The organism is Oceanisphaera litoralis (assembly GCF_016907015.1).
Classification (GTDB): Bacteria; Pseudomonadota; Gammaproteobacteria; order Enterobacterales; family Aeromonadaceae; genus Oceanimonas; species Oceanimonas litoralis.
The window spans coordinates 20,924-39,526 of record NZ_JAFBBE010000008.1 but is presented as its reverse complement, the minus strand read 5'-3'; the positions used below and the strand labels follow the sequence as shown (position 1 = coordinate 39,526).

Annotated in this window: 19 protein-coding genes and 4 tRNA genes; 7 read left to right on the top strand and 16 right to left on the bottom strand. The window is 58.0% G+C overall.

The features are described from left to right. Positions 1–8: 8 nt before the first annotated feature. A complete protein-coding gene (rsmC, locus tag HNR62_RS06590; RefSeq protein ID WP_204795300.1) occupies positions 9–1,028 on the bottom strand; it encodes a 16S rRNA (guanine(1207)-N(2))-methyltransferase RsmC in 1,020 nt (339 codons plus the stop codon). A gap of 292 nt (positions 1,029–1,320) precedes the next feature. Here rsmC and dapA point away from each other — a divergent pair, with 292 nt between their 5' ends. Further along, positions 1,321–2,193: a 4-hydroxy-tetrahydrodipicolinate synthase gene (gene dapA, locus HNR62_RS06585; RefSeq protein WP_204795299.1), complete on the top strand. Its 873-nt coding sequence runs from the start codon at positions 1,321–1,323 to the stop codon at positions 2,191–2,193. Positions 2,194–2,303: 110 nt separating this feature from the next. Here dapA and hfq read toward each other — a convergent pair whose 3' ends face one another. Further along, positions 2,304–2,681, bottom strand: a complete 378-nt coding sequence (gene hfq, locus HNR62_RS06580; RefSeq protein WP_239552644.1) for an RNA chaperone Hfq — start codon at positions 2,679–2,681, stop codon at positions 2,304–2,306. Between the two features lie 200 nt (positions 2,682–2,881). On the opposite strand from hfq, the gene HNR62_RS06575 reads away from it, so the two are divergent. Beyond that, complete coding sequence (locus HNR62_RS06575) at positions 2,882–4,054, top strand: Bcr/CflA family efflux MFS transporter (RefSeq protein WP_204795298.1); 1,173 nt, start codon at positions 2,882–2,884, stop codon at positions 4,052–4,054. Between the two features lie 78 nt (positions 4,055–4,132). Here HNR62_RS06575 and HNR62_RS06570 read toward each other — a convergent pair whose 3' ends face one another. Next, positions 4,133–4,342 carry a cold-shock protein gene (locus HNR62_RS06570; RefSeq protein ID WP_071472183.1) on the bottom strand — a complete coding sequence of 70 codons (210 nt, stop codon included), beginning with the start codon at positions 4,340–4,342 and terminating at the stop codon, positions 4,133–4,135. Between the two features lie 282 nt (positions 4,343–4,624). Between HNR62_RS06570 and HNR62_RS06565 the strand changes: the two genes are divergently transcribed. Continuing rightward, positions 4,625–4,936 (top strand): putative quinol monooxygenase, encoded by a 312-nt coding sequence (locus HNR62_RS06565; protein WP_204795297.1) that lies wholly within the window; start codon positions 4,625–4,627, stop codon positions 4,934–4,936. Positions 4,937–4,948: 12 nt separating this feature from the next. Here HNR62_RS06565 and HNR62_RS06560 read toward each other — a convergent pair whose 3' ends face one another. The 7 genes from HNR62_RS06560 to mutY all read right to left on the bottom strand — a co-directional run bounded on the left by HNR62_RS06560 (position 4,949) and on the right by mutY (position 8,012). Next, entirely contained in the window at positions 4,949–5,932 is a 984-nt protein-coding gene (locus HNR62_RS06560; protein ID WP_204795296.1) for a hypothetical protein, read from the bottom strand. A 241-nt stretch (positions 5,933–6,173) separates the two neighbouring features. Beyond that, positions 6,174–6,249: transfer RNA gene (locus tag HNR62_RS06555), tRNA-Thr, on the bottom strand. Between the two features lie 20 nt (positions 6,250–6,269). After that, a tRNA-Phe gene (locus HNR62_RS06550) sits at positions 6,270–6,345 on the bottom strand. A gap of 28 nt (positions 6,346–6,373) precedes the next feature. Continuing rightward, positions 6,374–6,449: transfer RNA gene (locus HNR62_RS06545), tRNA-Phe, on the bottom strand. Between the two features lie 62 nt (positions 6,450–6,511). Further along, positions 6,512–6,587 (bottom strand) — tRNA-Phe (locus tag HNR62_RS06540). 94 nt (positions 6,588–6,681) lie between these two features. Beyond that, positions 6,682–6,957: an oxidative damage protection protein gene (locus HNR62_RS06535; RefSeq protein ID WP_204795295.1), complete on the bottom strand. Its 276-nt coding sequence runs from the start codon at positions 6,955–6,957 to the stop codon at positions 6,682–6,684. Next, positions 6,954–8,012, bottom strand: coding sequence for an A/G-specific adenine glycosylase (mutY, locus tag HNR62_RS06530; RefSeq protein WP_204795294.1), 1,059 nt, complete (start codon positions 8,010–8,012; stop codon positions 6,954–6,956). Before mutY ends, HNR62_RS06535 begins: the two co-directional genes overlap by 4 nt. Before the next feature lie 229 nt (positions 8,013–8,241). Here mutY and HNR62_RS06525 point away from each other — a divergent pair, with 229 nt between their 5' ends. After that, positions 8,242–9,420 (top strand): aminotransferase-like domain-containing protein, encoded by a 1,179-nt coding sequence (locus HNR62_RS06525; protein ID WP_204795293.1) that lies wholly within the window; start codon positions 8,242–8,244, stop codon positions 9,418–9,420. Positions 9,421–9,892: 472 nt separating this feature from the next. Then, positions 9,893–10,630, top strand: coding sequence for a tRNA (guanosine(46)-N7)-methyltransferase TrmB (gene trmB / locus HNR62_RS06520; protein ID WP_204795292.1), 738 nt, complete (start codon positions 9,893–9,895; stop codon positions 10,628–10,630). A 133-nt stretch (positions 10,631–10,763) separates the two neighbouring features. On the opposite strand, the gene coaE is transcribed toward trmB, so the two are convergent. The 6 genes from coaE to ampD form a co-directional block, all read right to left on the bottom strand. Next, entirely contained in the window at positions 10,764–11,369 is a 606-nt protein-coding gene (gene coaE, locus HNR62_RS06515; protein WP_204795291.1) for a dephospho-CoA kinase, read from the bottom strand. Positions 11,370–11,389: 20 nt separating this feature from the next. Then, positions 11,390–12,256: a prepilin peptidase gene (locus HNR62_RS06510; RefSeq protein ID WP_204795290.1), complete on the bottom strand. Its 867-nt coding sequence runs from the start codon at positions 12,254–12,256 to the stop codon at positions 11,390–11,392. A 65-nt stretch (positions 12,257–12,321) separates the two neighbouring features. Next, entirely contained in the window at positions 12,322–13,548 is a 1,227-nt protein-coding gene (locus HNR62_RS06505; protein WP_204795289.1) for a type II secretion system F family protein, read from the bottom strand. A 40-nt stretch (positions 13,549–13,588) separates the two neighbouring features. Then, positions 13,589–15,301 (bottom strand): type IV-A pilus assembly ATPase PilB, encoded by a 1,713-nt coding sequence (gene pilB, locus HNR62_RS06500; RefSeq protein ID WP_204795288.1) that lies wholly within the window; start codon positions 15,299–15,301, stop codon positions 13,589–13,591. A gap of 7 nt (positions 15,302–15,308) precedes the next feature. Next, positions 15,309–15,740 carry a pilin gene (locus tag HNR62_RS06495; protein ID WP_204795287.1) on the bottom strand — a complete coding sequence of 144 codons (432 nt, stop codon included), beginning with the start codon at positions 15,738–15,740 and terminating at the stop codon, positions 15,309–15,311. Positions 15,741–15,999: 259 nt separating this feature from the next. Further along, on the bottom strand, positions 16,000–16,599 hold the full coding sequence (ampD, locus tag HNR62_RS06490) for a 1,6-anhydro-N-acetylmuramyl-L-alanine amidase AmpD (protein WP_204795286.1): 600 nt from the start codon (positions 16,597–16,599) through the stop codon (positions 16,000–16,002). Between the two features lie 100 nt (positions 16,600–16,699). On the opposite strand from ampD, the gene HNR62_RS06485 reads away from it, so the two are divergent. Continuing rightward, positions 16,700–17,203 (top strand): retropepsin-like aspartic protease family protein, encoded by a 504-nt coding sequence (locus HNR62_RS06485; protein ID WP_204795285.1) that lies wholly within the window; start codon positions 16,700–16,702, stop codon positions 17,201–17,203. A 525-nt stretch (positions 17,204–17,728) separates the two neighbouring features. Next, positions 17,729–18,571 (top strand): carboxylating nicotinate-nucleotide diphosphorylase, encoded by an 843-nt coding sequence (gene nadC, locus HNR62_RS06480; protein WP_239552651.1) that lies wholly within the window; start codon positions 17,729–17,731, stop codon positions 18,569–18,571. Positions 18,572–18,603 lie beyond the last annotated feature (32 nt).

Genomic DNA, 18,603 nt, shown 5'->3' with positions numbered 1-18,603 from the left:
GAGTTTGATCAGCGTCTGGCCCGGTAGATCTTGAACTTGCCGGTGGCGGCCAGGGTCTCGCAATGGCCGAAACTTTTTTCTATCAGTTCCGGGTAGGGCAGAAAGGCGTTGGCCACCAGGATCAGGGAACCGCCGGGCAACAGGTAATCGGCGGCCGAGCTCAGCAGCGTTTCTGTGGTGTGATAGAAGGTTTTCAGACCGGCATGAAAGGGTGGGTTGGTGATAATGTGATTGAACTTGCCACTCACCTGGCTCAGCCCGTCGGAGGGGTAGACCTTGGCGTCGAGCCGGTTTTCCGCCAGGGTCGTTCGGCTGGCCTCCAATGCCAGGGCGTTGATGTCGATGCACTCCAGCGTCATGTCGGCATTACGTTTCAACAGGCTGGCACCAATGACGCCGGCACCGCAACCGAAGTCGAGCACTCTGCCCTTGAGAGAAGTGATGGTCTTCAGCAGCAAACGAGAGCCGGAGTCCAGGTGTGCGGCACTGAATACGCCGGGCAGGGCGCAGATCTGCAGTTGCTCTTCTTCCAGCGGATAGCGGCTGACCCAGTCGGCCAGGCCGAAGGGGGCAGGCAGTGTGGTCAGCTCGGCCTGGTACAGGCTGGCGCGCCGGGCGCTGTCCAGCTTGTTGACCTGCTCGCAATAGGGGGCCAGCAACTTGGGGGCCGACTTGACGCCGCCCTTGTTGTCTCCGGCGATAAACACCGGAGCACCGGCCGCGAGCAACGGCAGGCAGGCAGCCAGCAAATACTCGGCCTCGGCCTTGGCCTTGGGCATCAGCAGCAGCAGGCCGGCAGCCGTACCGGGAGCGGGGCTGGTGCCAAATTCGATATCGGCAAGGCCCTGGGCCTGTTGCCACTGGAAATAGCGAAAATCGGTGGTAAATACCCGGGGCGCGGGGCCGGCCTCGGCCAGCAGGCCTGGCAGTCCGTCTTCGAGCAGACCGCATACCAGCAACGGCTGGCGACTCAGAATATCCAGATTACGGGTCAGCATGTCGCTGACCGGGGTCAAGGCCTCAAACATCTCGGGCTCCGCGGTAAATAAATCAATTGGGCATTATACATGCCACCGGCACTCTTGACATTTGTCGGTCATTAGCAAAAGATGCTGCTCAAGGTCTTTTCAGGTGTAAATCATGATTTTTATCGTTAAACGTAAACCGGGGACACCGCTCAAACGAAAAGCGGCAGCCTCTGTTGCGTGACCGACGCCTGATCTTCATCAAGACAAGATGTTCTCAAACCCCGGTGATGCAACAGCGACCGGGGTTTTTTATTTTAAATTCTTACATCCTCTACCAGGAGAAGGAGTTTCCATGTTTCGCGGTTCTTTAGTTGCCCTGCTGACCCCCTTTGACGGCGACCGACTCGACGAGGCGGCGTTGCGCCGGCTGGTTGACTGGCATATCGAGGAGGGGACTCACGGCATTGTGCCGGTTGGTACCACCGGAGAAAGCCCGACCCTGACACACGACGAGCATTGCCGTGTGATTGAAATTGTGGCGGAGCAGGCCGCAGGGCGGGTACCGGTGATTGCCGGTGCCGGCTCCAACAACCCGGTAGAGGCCATTGAATACAGCAACTGTGCCCAGGAGGTAGGTGCCGACGCTACCCTGCATGTGGCCGGTTATTACAACAGGCCGAGTCAGGATGGTCTTTATGCGCATTTCAAGATGCTGCACGATGCCACCGAACTGCCGATTATCGTTTACAACATACCGCCGCGGGCAGTCGTCGACATTCATCCTCAGACCATGGCGCGCATTGCCGAGCTGCCGCGTATCGTCGGGGTGAAAGATGCCACCGGTGATTTAGCACGGCCCTGGGCCGAACGCCAGCTGATCAAGAAGCCGTTTGCCTGGTTGTCCGGCGAAGACGGCACCGCCGTGTCCTACAACGTGGCCGGTGGCCAGGGGTGTATCTCGGTCACCGCCAACGTGGCCCCGCGCCTCTGTGCTCAGTTGCAGGAACTGACCCTGGCCGGCAAGTGGGAAGAAGCTCGTGCATTGCAGGACCGATTGTTGCCGCTGCATCAGGCCATGTTTGCCGAGCCCAATCCGGCCTGCCCCAAGTACGGTCTGTCGCTGCTGGGGCTGGCCAGCGAAAACTGCCGCATCCCGGTAGTGCCCTTGCAAGAGAGCACCAAGGCACGCATTCGCCGGGTAATGGAAGATCTGGAGCTGATTTAATCCCTGATGGCCGCGCAAGCGGCAATATGGGGCGGGGAGAGCCGGCTCTCCCCGCCGATAACCACAAGGTCAGCCTGAGCCGACCTTGTGGTTATCGAGATACTTGTGAATTAACCCTGATCGTCGTCGCCGGGGGGATCGTATTGATCATCCCGGCGATGATTATCTTCCCGTGGGGTCTGATGGCTTTCGTAACGGGGGCGACGGGGCTTGTTGATAATCACCCCGGTGCGCGGTGGCCGACGGGTCGCAGGCGAAATAGTGGAAATCTTGGCTTTATAAATCAGCTGCTGCTGACCGCGGGGGTCAGATAGCAGAATGCTGTATTGATCAAAGGCACTGATCATCCCTTCCAGCTTGATGCCATTGGTGAGGAAGATGGCGCAATGAGTCTGATTCTTGCGCAACCAGTTCAGTGCCGCATCCTGTCCGTTACCCAATGAAAAAGCTTGTTGAAGCGATTGGGGATTTGCTGGTTGGGCAGTCATGTAGGCAGTCCTGTTTGTGATTTTTCAGTCTTGATTGTGCTTAATGAATGCCCGACTTGTCAAAGTAAAGCTCACTTTAATCCAGCGGCCCCGATCCCATGGCTCTTATTCCGCAACCTTGATCCTATCACCCTGACCCTATCACCCTGAACTTATAACCCTGAACTTATCACCCTGATCGTATAACCAGAGGAAGATGCGTGGCGACATCCACTTCTACTACCCGCACCCTTATTCTGGCCTGTCTTATTGTCAGCATGGGGCAATTGAGCATAGGTCTGCTGTTACCTGTGTTGCCGGCCATCAGTCAGACCCTGGCCGAAGATCCGAGCCGGATACAGTGGCTGATTTCTGTCTATCTGTTTGCCTTTGGTCCGGTACAGCTGCTGTATGGTCCCTTGAGTGATGCCCGAGGTCGCCGTCCTGTGCTGCTGGCGGGGTTGGCGCTGGCCTTGTTGGGGGTAGGTCTGTGCCTGTGGCCTCAGGTGTCATTCGAGTGGCTGTTGCTGGGACGGCTGCTACAGGGGCTCGGGGCCGGCTGTGGTGCCGTTGTCTCCCGTGCCATGCTGCGCGATCGCTTCGAGGGGCCACTGCTGCGCAATGCGCTGTCCTATGTGGCCATGGCGGCGGCCTTTACACCTGTTGTGGCACCGGCGGTGGGAGGAATGATCGGCCACCACCTGGGGTGGGAAAGTGTGTTTATCGCCATGTTTGTGTACCTGCTGAGTCTGTGGCTGCTGCTGCTGGCCGGTTTTAAGGAGACCCTCAACGGCGAACGTCGCTCGATGAACCTGAAGAGCATTATCGTCAACTACCGCCGTCTGCTGGGATTACGTCACTTTCTCGGTTATGGCGGCATGCTGTGGGGACAGTTTTCGCTGATGATGGTGTCCGTATCTGTGATGCCTTATGTGATGCAGCGGCAAATCGGCATGAGTGCGGCAGAGTATGGCAGCTGGGCGCTGATCCCGGCCCTGGGGTTGCTGTTGGGGGGCATTATCAATAATCGTGTTCAGCATAGAGTCTCGGCCGAAGACATGCTGCGCCTGAGCCCTTGGGTGCAGATGGCCGCCGGCGTCTGGATACTGCTGATGCCATTACAGCCGGTATGGGTGATCAGCGCCATCTTTGTTCAGGCGATCGGCAATGGCATGGCCTTTCCCAATGCCATGAGTCGCTTACTGGAGCCTTATCGGGATCTGGCCGGTGCCGCCGCGGCGCTCTCTGGCGCGCTGCAAATGCTGATTGCCAGTCTGTTGACCGCAGGACTGGTCCATTACGGTGTCGATACCGCCTTCAGCCTTGGGCTGTGTATCTTGCTGGGGGCCGTGCTACTCAAGTTACTGTCCTGGTATGCCGTCGGTCGATGGTAAACAGGGGGAGGTAAAACGCAAGCAAAAAAAAGCCGCGCCCGAAGGCACGGCTTTAGGAATTCTTGGCGAGGTAGTCTCTTACAGAGGAACTACGTTCTCAGCCTGAGGACCTTTCTGACCTTGAGCTACAGTGAACTGTACTGCTTGGCCTTCGGCCAGAGTTTTGAAACCCTGGCTCTGGATGGCGCTGAAGTGTACGAACACGTCAGGACCTTGCTCTTGTTCGATGAAACCAAAACCTTTGGACTCATTGAAGAACTTTACTTTACCTTTAACGATATTAGACATACCTAAATCCTGTAACAAATCTACCATAAATAAATGAGCTTGGAAAAATACAGATTTAACTTATGAAACACAGGACGAGGTACTACTAGAACATCGTAACAAGAACATAAATATAGCCGTATTTTTCGAGCTGCGGTCACTCTAACCGGTTACCCGGTGGGGGTCAACAGGTATTTCACGGTATGGTGGCGTTATGGTGCCGACGGTAAGGACAGGAGGGTCAGGCTGTTCAGGCGGGGGCGGTATGTATTAGCATACCGGCTTTATTCGTACCGAGAGCCGATGATGTCAGATTTATACTGTGTTGCCCGTTTTAACGCCAGGCCGGGCAAGACACTGGAATTGCAGCAGGCGCTGAAGAGCCTGATCGCGAATACCCACAGGGAAGAAGGTTGTCTGCTGTACCAGCTGACCGAGGAAGTACCTTATGCGGGCGCCAGCGGCGAACCCTGGGATTGTGTTTTTATCGAGCAGTGGGCCAGCAGAGAGGCGTTTGAAGCGCACTGTGCCCAACCCTATATCAAGGATTATTTCGAGCAGTTGGCCCCGGCTTTGGTGGCCGAGGCGGATGTGCGGCTGTTTCGCCCGCTTTAAGTCTGCGTTTACTCAGCGTCTGAAAACCAGATCACCCTTGAACATGACTTCCAGCCGGAGACTAATGCCGAACTGGGGGTCGTAATCCTGGTCCCGGGGAAAATGCAGCTCCGGGATAAAGTCCACAAACAGGATCTCCCGGTGCAGGTTGCGTCTGTAGTGGCTGTACAGGTAATAATCATGCAGCCTCGGGTCCGAGGTGCTTCTTCCTACCGCGGCGATGGCGTAACGCATGACGCTACGCTTGCCCAGTATCTGATTGAGCTCCACCGCTTCGGAATACTCCAGGGTATCGACTTCTTCCTGCCACTGAAAGTTGGTGATAAAGCGCAGGTGATGGTTTTCATCCAGCGGCCGACCCAGATCCCAGCGGCTGCGTATGGAATAGCCTTCTTCGTTGAACCAGGAGGCGCGATTGTAGGACTCCAGCTGCCACTGTGATGCAAGCTGCCACAGCCGTTCGCCGGTAAAGCGCACATAAGGATCCGGCGGCCAGCGCACCTTGACCCCGGCCCCGGCCCGCAGGTTCCAGGCTTCTTTCTTGTCCCGCTTGCCGAGTCTGCTCAGGCCGACAATGGTGCCGGCGACGCTGCGCTGATCGGTACGCAGCCGGTTGGAGCCCTGCTCGGCCAGGGTGCCTTCGGATTCTTCCGGGTCGCTTTCGATAATGAAGCGCAGTCGTTCTTTGGTGGTGGGCAGGTCGAGGCGAAAACGCGCCGCCGTCTCGGCACTGAAGCCGTCCGTATCACTCCACTCCAGCTCCTGACTCAGGCGGAGGTAGGAGCCGTTTTCAATATGCAGGCTGTCGTCGGTACCGAAAAAACCGTCGATATTACGAGAGCTGTTGGTGACCCAGTGAGAAACGCTGTCATGCATGGGGGTGATTTTCTCCACGGCCCAGCCCGGCAAGTCGGTGTCGTCTGCTATTTCTGATTCTGTCTCGGCGCTGGCGGCAGTCGCCACGGCCAGCAAGGCAATCAAGCATATTTTCTTCATGGCAGTATCCCTTTGCCTGTTGCTTAAGACTATGTAGTGCGCAGCAAGAATGCCAATTCATACAGCACCATCATGATGATGATGGCCTGGGAACCAAGCAGAGTAGGGCAGAGCAGGGGAGGGCAATAAACACGGGCAGGGGCGGCCTGGTGTCGTGTTGGAGGAACAGAAGGAATAGCAGCAGGCAAAACGCAGACACAAAAAAACCAGCGCTTATGCTGGTTGGCAGGGCTGGTTTGAATGGTGCCGGCACCAAGAGTCGAACTCGGGACCTACTGATTACAAGTCAGTTGCTCTACCAACTGAGCTATGCCGGCGTCTTGTGCTTGCTTGAAGATGGTGCCCAGAGACAGAATCGAACTGCCGACACGGGGATTTTCAATCCCCTGCTCTACCGACTGAGCTATCTGGGCGTTGGACTTTATATAAAAGCACCGAAAATGGTGCCCAGAGACAGAATCGAACTGCCGACACGGGGATTTTCAATCCCCTGCTCTACCGACTGAGCTATCTGGGCTTTAGGTTCTCTTGTTACCAGAGTACCTTGAAACTTGTTTTCGAAACGTATTGCTTGAAATATGGTGCCCAGAGACAGAATCGAACTGCCGACACGGGGATTTTCAATCCCCTGCTCTACCGACTGAGCTATCTGGGCAACGGGGCGTCATTAAATAAGATCGCCCCAGGCAAGTCAACCGCTTTTTGAGAGGCTCAAGCGTGTTCGCTCAAGCCTTGAACAAAGCGGTGGTTTAGTCTGCGGAAGGAGGGGTGTAGCCATCAACCTTTACCTCGGCGCCTTCAAAAAGGTAGGCGACCATTTCCTGCTCAAGCAATTGACGGTGCTCGGCATTCATCATATTGAGCTTTTTTTCGTTGATCAGCATGGTTTGTTTCTGCTGCCAGCCGGCCCAGGCTTCCTTGGAGATATTTTCATAGATGCGCTTGCCCAGATCCCCCGGGTAGAGTTGAAAATCCAGCCCTTCGGCCTCTTTCTGTAAACGCTGGCAAAAAATGGTACGACTCATAAATTCCTCTCTTGCAGTTGCGGGTAGGCGAGCAGCTTCTTGGTGGCAGCCGCCAGGCCGACCGACGCCGGTTGCTGCAAGTTATACCAAAGTCGCTCCGCTCCGGCCATGACCTCGTCCGGTATCCGGGGTAATTCTACCAGCCAGGGCGCTATATCCAGATGAAAATGGCTGAAGGTATGACGAAAACCGGGCAGAGGCTTGGGCTCGGTTGCGTCCGGATAGCGCCTGAGCCAGGCCCTGAGTTCCTGCTCGTCCTTAAACTCGGGAAAGCAATAGAGGCCCCCCCATAGCCCTTGAGGCGGGCGCTGCACCAGCAGGATGTGATTGCCCTGCTTGAGTAACAGAAAACAGGACTGTTTTTCCGGCTGCACGGTTTTTTTCGGCTTGGAATGGGGAAAGGCGGTCGGGGTACCCAACCCCCGAGCCCGGCAGTCGTCCTGTACCGGGCATAGCTCGCATTTGGGTTTGGAACGGGTGCAGATGGTGGCGCCCAGGTCCATCATCGCCTGATTATACTGGGTTACCCCCAATGGCGGTGTCAACTGCTCAACCTGTTGCCAGAGCGCGTTTTCCACTTCTTTTTTGCCGGGCCAGCCCTGTTGCGCCAGCCAGCGGGTCAGTACCCGCTTGACGTTGCCGTCCAGAATGCCGTGATGCTGGCCGAGCGAGAGCGACAATACGGCACCGGCGGTAGAGCGGCCTATGCCCGGCAGCCCCAGCACCTCTTCGAACCGTTCGGGAAAATACCCCTGATAATGGTCACGAATCACTTGGGCGGCCTTGTGCAGATTGCGGGCACGGGCATAGTATCCCAGCCCGGTCCACAGGTGCAGCACCTCATCCTGTGCGGCGTCGGCCAGGCTCACCACATCGGGAAAGCGAGTCATAAACCGTTGATAATAGGGGATGACGGTGGTCACCTGGGTTTGTTGCAGCATGATCTCGGATACCCAGACCCGATAAGGGGTTTTATCCTGCTGCCAGGGCAGGGTTTTACGACCATGCTGCTCATACCAGGCCAGCACGCGTTCGGCAAAAGAAGCTGTGTTCACAATATTGACTGCATTAAAAATGAATGGCGGGATCAGAACACAGGGGGGCGGGCAGTGCAAACCGGCCGGCATCGGTACTGATATTGTGTGTTGTTACTGCCGGTTCACAGCAGAGAATGGCGCCGCTCAAGATACTCTTTTTCGCTTGGCGGTTTGTTATTTGTCTGTTTTCTGATACAAATGAAGGGTTTTATTGGCGCCCGCCAAGCCCGCTTTCAGAGAGACTCCTATGCAGCCCTTTTTTGCCCAGCGCTTTGCCAAGGTAGAGCCGTCCTTCATCCGTGAAATTCTCAAGGTCGCGGTTAACCCGGAAGTAATCTCCTTTGCCGGTGGTTTGCCCAACCCGGCTTTTTTCCCCAGTGAAGAGCTGGCCGTCGCCAGCGCCAGGGTGCTGCAGAACAGGGGCAATGGTGCCTTGCAATATTCCGCCACCGAAGGCTTTGCCCCCCTGCGGGAATATATTGCCGAGCGCTACTTTCAGCAGCATGGCATGCGGGTATCGTCCGACAATATTCTGATCACCAACGGTTCCCAGCAGGCGCTGGATCTGCTGGGCAAGGTGCTGCTCGACGAAGGTGACAAGCTGATCATCGAAGAGCCGGGCTACCTGGGCGCCATTCAGGCGCTGTCCGTTTATCAGCCCGAGTTTCAGGGGGTGTCGCTGAATGATGATGGCCTGGATCTGAACGAGCTGGATGCCTTGCTGGCCCAGCCCGACCATGCCCGCCTGCTCTATGGTGTGACCAACTTCCAGAACCCGACCGGCCTGAGTTACAGCCGTGAGAATCGTCAGGCGGTCGCCGAACGACTGATCAAGCACAACGTGCTGATGATAGAAGACAACCCTTATGGCGAACTGCGTTTCGAGGGCGAGCATCTGCCGCCGATCGCCAAGCTGGCACCGGACAACGTGGTGCTGATGGGATCCTTCTCCAAGGTGGTGGTGCCTTCGTTCCGTCTGGGCTGGATACTGGTACCGGACTGGCTGCGTCAGAAGCTGACCATCGCCAAGCAGGCCGCGGATCTGCATACCAACGGTTTCGTGCAGCAGGTGCTGCATGCGTATCTGCAGGAGAACAACCTGGATGACCATATCGAGCGCATCCGTACCGTTTACGGCCGCCAGAAGGTCGCCATGGAACAGGCTTTGCTGAAGCATTGCCCGGGCATCGACTTTACCCGGCCCGAAGGGGGCATGTTCCTGTGGTTGAAGCTGCCGCCGCATATCGATGCCATGGCGCTGTTCAACCTGGCCATCAAGGAAAACGTGGCCTTCGTACCCGGTCAACCCTTCTATGTGCGCCCGGATATTCTGAATACCGCCCGCCTGAGTTATGCCGGTGACGATGAGGCCACCATAGAAGAAGGCATCAGCCGCCTGGGCCGGGTGCTCCGTCAGGTACTTTAACCCACAGCTTTAAGCCCTAGCCTGTCTCTTGGTCACAAGTTTTTGTTGATATTAATGATGTCATCAGGCAAAGCGCACTGCTCAGCCGACACGCCGTAAACCCCTCCCTGGGGGCTCAAACCGCGCCATCCTTGGCGCGGATGGTCGGTTGAGCAGACACCCTTTGCCCTCCCGTTGGCAGCGGAGTGGTCTGTCAGTGGTGCTCACCGACGACTCGGCGCCTAAAAAGAGGCGGCTGGGATAGCCTCAGCCGACCATCACATGACAGGACGTCATGTGCTGAGCGTCGCAGGGATGCGGTTTAGCGCGTCGGAAGAGGCTACCCAGTTGCCTCTGAGCCTATTTTACGGCTTAAGACCGTGGTCTAAACATAACTTACAGCTGACAGCTTCAAGCTTACCGCTGCTTTTGGCCTTGCACCTTGGGCCGAACTTTGGATAATTCGCCTTCCCAAGCCCGCCGGAGAATACAGATGACAGACGAACACCAGCCCGACCAGACCGACCAGACCGAAAACGAACTGCGCAAGCGCAAGATCCGCAGCTTTGTGCGTCGTGAAGGGCGCCTGACCAAGGGGCAGGAAAAAGCCATGGCCGAGCAATGGCCGGTGATGGGCATCGAATACAGTGCCGAGTTGCTCGATCTGGATGCGGTATTTGGCCGAGCCGCTCCCCGGGTGCTGGAAATCGGCTTCGGCATGGGTGCTTCGTTGGTGGAAATGGCTCGGGTGGCCCCTGAGCAGGACTTCATCGGCATCGAAGTGCATACCCCGGGTGTGGGGGCCTGTTTGATGGGCGCTGCCGAAGCCGGGCTGACCAACCTGAGGGTCATGTGTCACGACGCGGTGGAAGTGTTCGAGCAGATGCTGCCGGAGCAGAGCCTGGATCGGGTGCAGCTGTTCTTCCCCGATCCCTGGCACAAGACCCGTCATCACAAGCGCCGCATAGTGCAGCCGGCCTTTGTGGAAATGGTGCGCAGCAAGCTGAAAATCGGCGGTGAATTCCACATGGCCACCGACTGGGAAAATTACGCCGAGCACATGCTGGAAGCGATGAATGCCGCCCCCGGCTATGCCAATGCCGCCATTCATTCCGGCAAAGAAGGCGATTACATGCCCAGACCCGATTATCGACCGCTGACCAAATTCGAACAGCGTGGCCATCGCCTCGGCCATGGCGTATGGGACTTGATCTTTACCCGCACCGCATAAAATTACCGAAAGCAAGGGTTGGGGATTAAACACAGCATGTTTTAGTCCCTATCCTGTCACGCCTCACGCCTCACGCCTCACGCCTCACGCCTCACGCCTCACGCCTCACGCCTCACGCCTCACGCCTCACGCCTCACGCCTCACGCGCCAGACTCAGATATTGCCGGTGCAGCCGGGCAACCTCGGCTTTTACCCGGCCGAGATCGGGGTCCTTGTTGTCGATCACATCGTCGGCGGCGGCCAGGCGTTGCTCCCGGCTGGCCTGGGCGGCCATGATGGCACGGATTTGCGCCTCGTCGGCCTTATCGCGCCGGGTGGTGCGGGCCAGCTGTTGCTCGGGGGAAACATCCACCACCAGCACCCGCCGGCACAAACCGGTCAGCTTGTTTTCCACCAATAACGGCACCACCAGCAGGCAATAGGGGGAGCGGGCGGCGGCACAGGCCGAGATCATGCGTTCCCGGATCAGCGGGTGCAGCAGGGCGTCGAGCCAGTCTTTCTCCGCCGGATTAGCGAACACCCGCCGGCGCAGTTCACGCCGGTCGAGGTTGCCGTCTGCCGCGATGATTTCGGGTCCAAAACGGGCGGCAATGGCGGCCAGTGCCGGCTCGCCCGGGGCCACCACCTGGCGGGCGATAATGTCAGCATCCACTACTTCCACGCCCAGCTCGGCAAAAAAGTCGGCGACGGTGCTCTTGCCGCTGCCGATACCACCGGTCAGGCCAACTATATAAGTCACAGCATTAGTCACAGAGTTAGTCACAGCGCCATACTCCAATACCAGCCCATCATTTGTTCACCCCACAGCAGGTAGAGCCAGCCGGCCAGCGCCAGCGCCGGGCCGAAGGGCAGCACCCTGTCTTCGCCCAGTCGCTTGCCGGCCATCAGGGCCAGCCCCAGCACGGAGCCGACCAGAGAGGCCAGCAACAGCACCGGCAGCAGCGCCTGCCAGCCAAACCAGGCACCGATGGCGGCCAGCAGCTTGAAGTCGCCGTAGCCCATGCCTTCCTTGCCGGTGGCCAGCTTGAACAGCCAGTACAGGCCCCACAGAATGCCGTAGCCGAGGGCGGCACCCAGCACGGCGGCAGGCAGGGACACGAACAGCGCCTTGATATTCAGCAGCAGCCCCAGCCACAGCAGCGGCAGGGTCAGGTTGTCGGGCAGCAACAGATGATCGATGTCGATCAGCGTCATGCACAGCAAGGCCCAGCTGAACAGCAGGGCCGCCAGCAGCTGCGGGCTGGCGCCGAAACGCCACAAGGCCAGGGCCGCCAGCGCCGCCGAGGCCAGCTCCACCAGGGGATAGCGTTTGCTGACGCCGGCCCGGCAATAGCGGCAGCGGCCGCGCAGCCACAGCCAGCTGAGCAGGGGAATATTGTCGAGTGCGCTCAGTTGATGCCGGCAATGGGGGCAGCGAGAGCGGGGGGTGCAGAGGTTGAAGGCCGGCAGTTCAGCCGGCGGCTGACCGTTAAACTCGGCGCACTCCTGCTGCCAGCCGCGTTGCAGCATCAGCGGCAGCCGATGGATCACCACATTGAGAAAGCTGCCCACCAGCAGGCCGAGCAGGGTAACAATAATATATAAGGCGGATGAATCCGCGGTTAGCCAGTGGCTCAGTGCAGCCATTCGGGTTCCTTGTAATACGGGTATGGGCTCGATTCATCGGTATACAGAAGGCGGTTGCCAGTATGTTACTTGACCACCTTGCCCAGCTCAAAGATGGGAAGATACATGGCAATGACCAGGCCGCCAACCAGAACGCCCAGTACCACCATGAGCAGTGGCTCGATCAGGCTGGTGAGGCCGTCTACCGCATCGTCCACTTCCTGTTCGTAAATAACGGCCACCTTGTTCATCATGTCGTCGATGGCGCCGGATTCTTCGCCAATCATCACCATCTGCACCACCATGTCGGGGAACATCTGGGTCGAGCGCAGTGCCAGGTTCATCGGAATACCCGCCATCACCTCGGAACGAACCAGCATCACGGCCCGGCGGTAGACCACGTTGCCGCTGGCGCCGGCGGCGGAGACCAGGCCCTCCACCAGCGGAATGCCGGCGGAAAAGGTGGTGGCCAGGGTGCGGGCAAAACGGGCCAGGGCGGCCTTGTGCAATATGTCGCCCACCACCGGCAGGCGCAGCACAAAGCGGTCGGTGGCATCGCGCACCTTTTCCGAATGGCGCCAGGCGCGCACATAGGCGAATACGGTCGCCATGGTGGCGGCCAGAATAAAGAGCCAGTAGTCCTGCATCCAGCGGGACAGCATGATCACCATCTGGGTAAAGGCGGGCAGGGTGGCACCGAAGCCGGCGAAAATTTCCTCGAACTGCGGAATCACGAACAGCAGCAGGATAGAGGTAACGATAATGGCCACCAGTATCACCATGGCCGGGTAGAACAGGGCCTTTTTAATCTTCGACTTCAGCGCCTCGGCCTTCTCCCGGTAGATGGCGATCTGAGCGAAGATATGATCCAGGGCCCCGGTTTGCTCGCCGGAATGCACCAGATCGCAATACAGGTCGTCAAACTGGCGGGGATATTTCTTCAGCGCCTCGGACAGCGGGGTACCGCCTTCCACATCGACGGCAATCATCCCGGTCAGCTCGCGGATGCTGCCTTTCTGGGAAGAGCGGGAGATGATCTGCAGGGTTTGCACCAGGGGCACACCGGCACCGAGCATGGTGGCGATTTGGCGGGTGATGACGGCAATATCCATCGGCTTGATGACGTTCTTGCGCTGGGAGAGAAAACTGTCCCGCTTGCGCTTTACCCTGGTGGTGCTGACCCCCTGGCGCTGCAGGTCCCGCTTGACCGCCTGAACGTTGGCCGCCTGAATGAAGCCGGATACCTTCTGTCCGCGTCGGTTGAGCCCTTCCCATTGGTAGGGCTGCACCCTGCTGTTTTTTGCTGCTGCCATGACTCATCCTTGTGCTTTCTGGCGGGGGCTAGCCGCCGATTCAGAGGGTGATGCGGCCGACCTCCGCCAGGCTGATGGTGCCGAGCAGGGCCTTTTCCAGTGCCGACTGGCGCAGGCTGATCATGCCGGACTCTTCTGCCGCCCTGGCCAATGTCAGGGAGTTGGCGCCGTCCATGATCAGGTTGGCCAGGGTGTCGTTCATCGGCAGTACCTCATAGATGCCGATACGGCCCTTGTAGCCTTCGGTGCAGTACTGGCAGCCGACGGCCTTGTACAGTGTCGGGGGGGGGCTCAGTTGGCTTGCACTGAAACCGAGCTTCCGCAGTTGCTCTTCGGGAATATGCTCTTCTTCCTTGCATTCGGGGCACAGCTTGCGCGCCAGTCGCTGGGCCATGATCAGGGTGACCGAAGAGGCAATATTATAGGCGGGCAGCCCCATGTTGCTGAGCCGGGTCAGGGTTTCGGCGGCGGAGTTGGTGTGCAGGGTAGAAAGCACCAGGTGACCGGTCTGGGCGGCCTTGACCGCAATTTCGGCGGTTTCCAGATCCCGTATTTCCCCCACCATGATGATATCCGGATCCTGGCGCAGAAAGGCGCGCAGGGCATGGGCAAAGCTCAGTCCCGACTTGGGGTTGATCTGCACCTGATTGATGCCGGGCAGGGTGATCTCGACCGGGTCTTCGGCGGTGGAAATATTGGCGCTGACGGTGTTCAGTATGCTCAGGCCCGTATAAAGCGAGACCGTCTTGCCCGAACCGGTGGGGCCGGTTACCAGTATCATGCCCTGGGGCTTTTTCAGGGCGCTCAGATACAGTTGTTTCTGTTGCTCGTCGTAGCCGAGCTTGTCGATGTCCAGCTTGGCGGCCGAGCTGTCGAGAATACGGATAACGATTTTTTCGCCCCACTGGGTGGGCAGGCTGTTGACCCGCATATCTACCGACGTAGTTCGGGTCAGCTTGAGCTTGATGCGGCCATCCTGGGGCAGGCGACGTTCGGCGATGTCCAGCCGTGCCATCACCTTGAGCCGGGCGGCAAAGCGGGTACCCAGGCTGATCGGTGGCGAGGCGATTTCGTGCAGTATGCCGTCGATGCGAAAGCGAATGCGATAGAAGCGCTCATAGGGCTCGAAGTGCAAATCCGAGGCTTCGCGGCGCACCGCATCCAGCATGATCTTGTTGATGTAGCGGACGATGGGGGCATCGTCTTCGATATTGCCGAGAGCGTCCTTGTTACGCTCGTCGGGATCTTCGCCCAGCTCCAGATCGGCAATATCGTTATCTTCGATATGATCCAGATCGAGAGCGTCACCGGCCTGTTGCAGGCGAGCAAGCAGCGGTTGCAGCTTGTCTTCCTCCACCAGCACGGCATCGGTAACCAGGTTGAAGCGAAAGCCGAAGTCTTCCAGCGCGGCCACATCGGTAGGGTCCGACATCGCCAGGTACAGCACCCGGCCCTGCAGCATGACAGGCGCCACATGATGGCGCTCAATCAGATCCATGCTCATGTACTGGGCTGGCACCTGATCCGGCGCTATCTCGTCCAGATCCGTCAGCGGCAGCCCGTATTCCCGCTCGCAGAACTGGGCCAGCTCGATACTGGACAGAAACCGATGTTCCACCAGCACGGTACTGAGCGACTTGCCGTCCTGCCGGGTCAGGGCGAGCGCCTGCTCCAGCTGGTCGGCGCTCAACTGGCCGGAAGCGGCCAGGCTTCTGGCCAGGCCGCTTTGGGTGCTGTTGATGGGCATGGTCATAGCTTTGTTAGCAAAGGCCGTTGGTTATACAACTGCCACTGGTGGACCATGTGAGTCTGCCACCACTTCCTGCACTAGTAAGAATAAAAGTGGATAAGTCGACAGCATTGGTACCGGTTGCTTTAATCTCAAAGGCGCCTGAAGCAGCATTGGTAGCTGTAACAGCAACTGTATCTACAATATCAGTTTTAACATTACCAGCAGCAGCAGCAACATCCGCTCTGGCTTTGCAGTCAGTACCTGTTGATTGGTAACAAATTTCAATGGCGGTCTTGGCCGGACCGACTGCAGCAATTACCTCACTGAATTTGGCTTTCTTGGTATAGGTCTGATACGCCGGCAGTGCCACGGCGGCCAATATGGCCACGATCGCCACCACTATCATCAATTCAATCAGGGTAAAGCCGCCCTGGGGGCGTGTAACGGGAAGCTGGTTCATATCGTCATCCTTGATGCTAATAAGAGACTGTTATTGGTTTATTGGTTTATTGGTTTATTGGTTCATTGGTTTATGGTTCATTGCAAGGGCGTTAATTGAGGCCCGCCTGATATATATAACAAGTCTTTGAAATTTTTCCCAATGAATTTATAGATATTTTGGGTTCAAACACCGAAAAACACCCGAGAATCTGTCTATTTATTGTATTGGTCGTTTTCCATTTTCTGTACTACCGCTATTTTTCTATTTTTCTGTTTTTCTATTTTTCTTTGTCCGGCAGCCGTTCGATAAAGGTCCAGTCGAAGCCGGTGCCCGGATCCGTCTTGCGCCCCGGGGCTATGTCGCTGTGACCGACGATGCGCGCCGGGGTAATGGCCGGATAGCGGGCCAGCAAGAGCCGGCTGACCGCGGTCAGCTGTCGGTACTGGGCGGCGGTAAATTCGCCGGTGTCGGTGCCCTCCAGCTCGATTCCTATCGAAAAATCGTTACATCGCTCCCGCCCCTCGAAACAGGACCGGCCCGCATGCCAGGCCCGCTTGTTGAAGGGCACATACTGCACCAGCTCGCCGGTGCGGCGGATCAGGCAGTGGGCCGACACCTTCAGTTGATGGATGCCGGCAAAGTAGGGATCCTCGTTCGGGTTAAGGGTGCCCAGAAACAGCTGATCTATATGGGGGCCGCCGAAGCGCCCCGGCGGCAGGCTGATGCTGTGCACCACCAATAGCGATATGTCCCCCTCCGGGCGGTCATCCCAATGGGGCGAGGGGCAGTGACGGGCGGGGGATAGCCAGCCGTCGGCATTCAGCTTCAAGTTCAGCTTCAAGTTCAACTGCAAATTCAGGGACGGGGTCGGAGACATGACGGCATACTCTTTACAGATGATTGACACACAAGGGAAAGGAGCTTGAGGGTATACTAAAAGCCTCGACGGTAAAGGGGCAAGCCCCGGGGATGGCGGCATGGGCAAAGAAACCAATACTCAGCGCCGGCTGGGCCGCATCATGTGGCTGCTGGTGTGGGGGCTGGGGATGCTGCTGCTGACCTGGTATTTTCAGCAAAAGCTGGAGCAGGATTACAACCCCAACCAACAGGTACAGCGGCTGGACGCCCGCACCATAGTGCTGGAGCAGAACCGGCAGGGGCATTACCTGGCCGGCGGCAGTATTAATGGCGAGCCGGTGGTGTTTCTGCTGGACACCGGCGCCACCCAGGTGGCGATCCCGCAGGCGGTGGCAGTCCGGCTGGGGCTGGAAGTCGGCCAGCAGCTTCGACTGAGCACGGCGGCGGGAACGGTCAGCGGTTATCGCACCCGGCTGAAAACCCTGTCTTTGGGTCCCTTCACCCTGTACGATCTGAACGCCATTATCATGCCGGCCGACAGCGACGAAATCCTGCTGGGCATGAACGCCCTGCGTCAGTTTGAACTGATCCAGCGGGACGGGCAGATGACGCTGAGACGTTAAACACAGCGGTAAGTTATCAGCCTGTCTCTTAGTCACAAGTCTGTCAGTCCGTAAAATAGGCTCAGAGGCAACTGGGTAGCCTCTTCCGACACGCTAAACCGCATCCCTGCGACGCTCATCACATGACGTCCGACCGCCAAGGATGGCGGGAGTGTCAGCATTGCAGGAGCCTTTGTTGACCTGTCATGTGATGGTCGGCTGAGGCTATCCCAGCCGCCTCTTTTTAGGCTCCGAGTCGTCGGTGAGCACCACTGACAGGCCACTCCGCTGCCCTCATCGGGCCGCTGAGTCGACTGATGACGCCTCCTGCAGATGGCTCCGAGCCATGCAAGAGGTAGCAGGGATTGCCTCCGTCGACCGTGAAATGCCAAGGATGGCATTTCCGAGCCCCCAGGGACGGGTTTATGGCGTGTCGAGGGAGGCAACCTTGCTACCTCTTTATTGCGACAAAACAGACAGATGAAAAACGGTAAAGAAGATAACCCAATAAAATTAGATAACAGGCTGAACAAGATGCTGAATTCTATGCTGGAACAAGAAATACGTTTTAATGTGACCGCAGCCCTGACCGAAGATCTGGGCGGTACCCTGGATCCCGCGCAGGACATTACCGCCCAGCTGCTACCCGAGCAGCAGCAGGTGGTGGCCCACCTGATCACCCGGGAAGACGGTATCTTCTGTGGCAAGGCCTTTGCCGAAGAGACCTTCGTGCAACTGGGTGGTGAAGTCGGGCTGGAATGGTGTGTCGCCGACGGCGACCGGATCACCGCCGGCCAGCGCCTGCTGACCCTGAACGGCCCGGCTCGCGCCATCATGACCGGCGAGCGCACCGCGCTCAACTTCATTCAGACCCTGTCGGCCGTGGCCACCGTGACCCGCCGCTATGTGGACCTGCTGGCCGGTACCCAATGTCGCCTGCTGGATACCCGCAAAACGGTACCCGGCCTGCGCCAGGCGCTGAAATACGCGGTGACCTGCGGCGGCGGTCATAATCATCGCCTGGGCTTGTATGACGCTTTTCTTATCAAGGAAAACCATATCTTCGCCTGTGGCGGCATCGACAAGGCGGTGGCCGAGGCGCGTCGCCTGCAGCCGGAAAAACCGGTCGAGGTAGAAGTGGAATCCCTGGCCGAGCTGGCGCAGGCGCTGAATGCCGGTGCCGATATCATCATGCTCGACAACTTCTCTACCGACGACATGCGCACGGCGGTGGCCACCAGTGCCGGTCGCGCCCAATTGGAAGTGTCCGGCAATGTCACCCAAGACACCATTGCCGCCTACGCCGCCACCGGCGTCGACTTCATCTCGGTGGGCGCCCTGACCAAGCATATCCGCGCCCTGGACCTGTCACTGAGGGTACAGGCTTAAAATACAGTGAGGGGTGAATGGTAAGGTGTGAG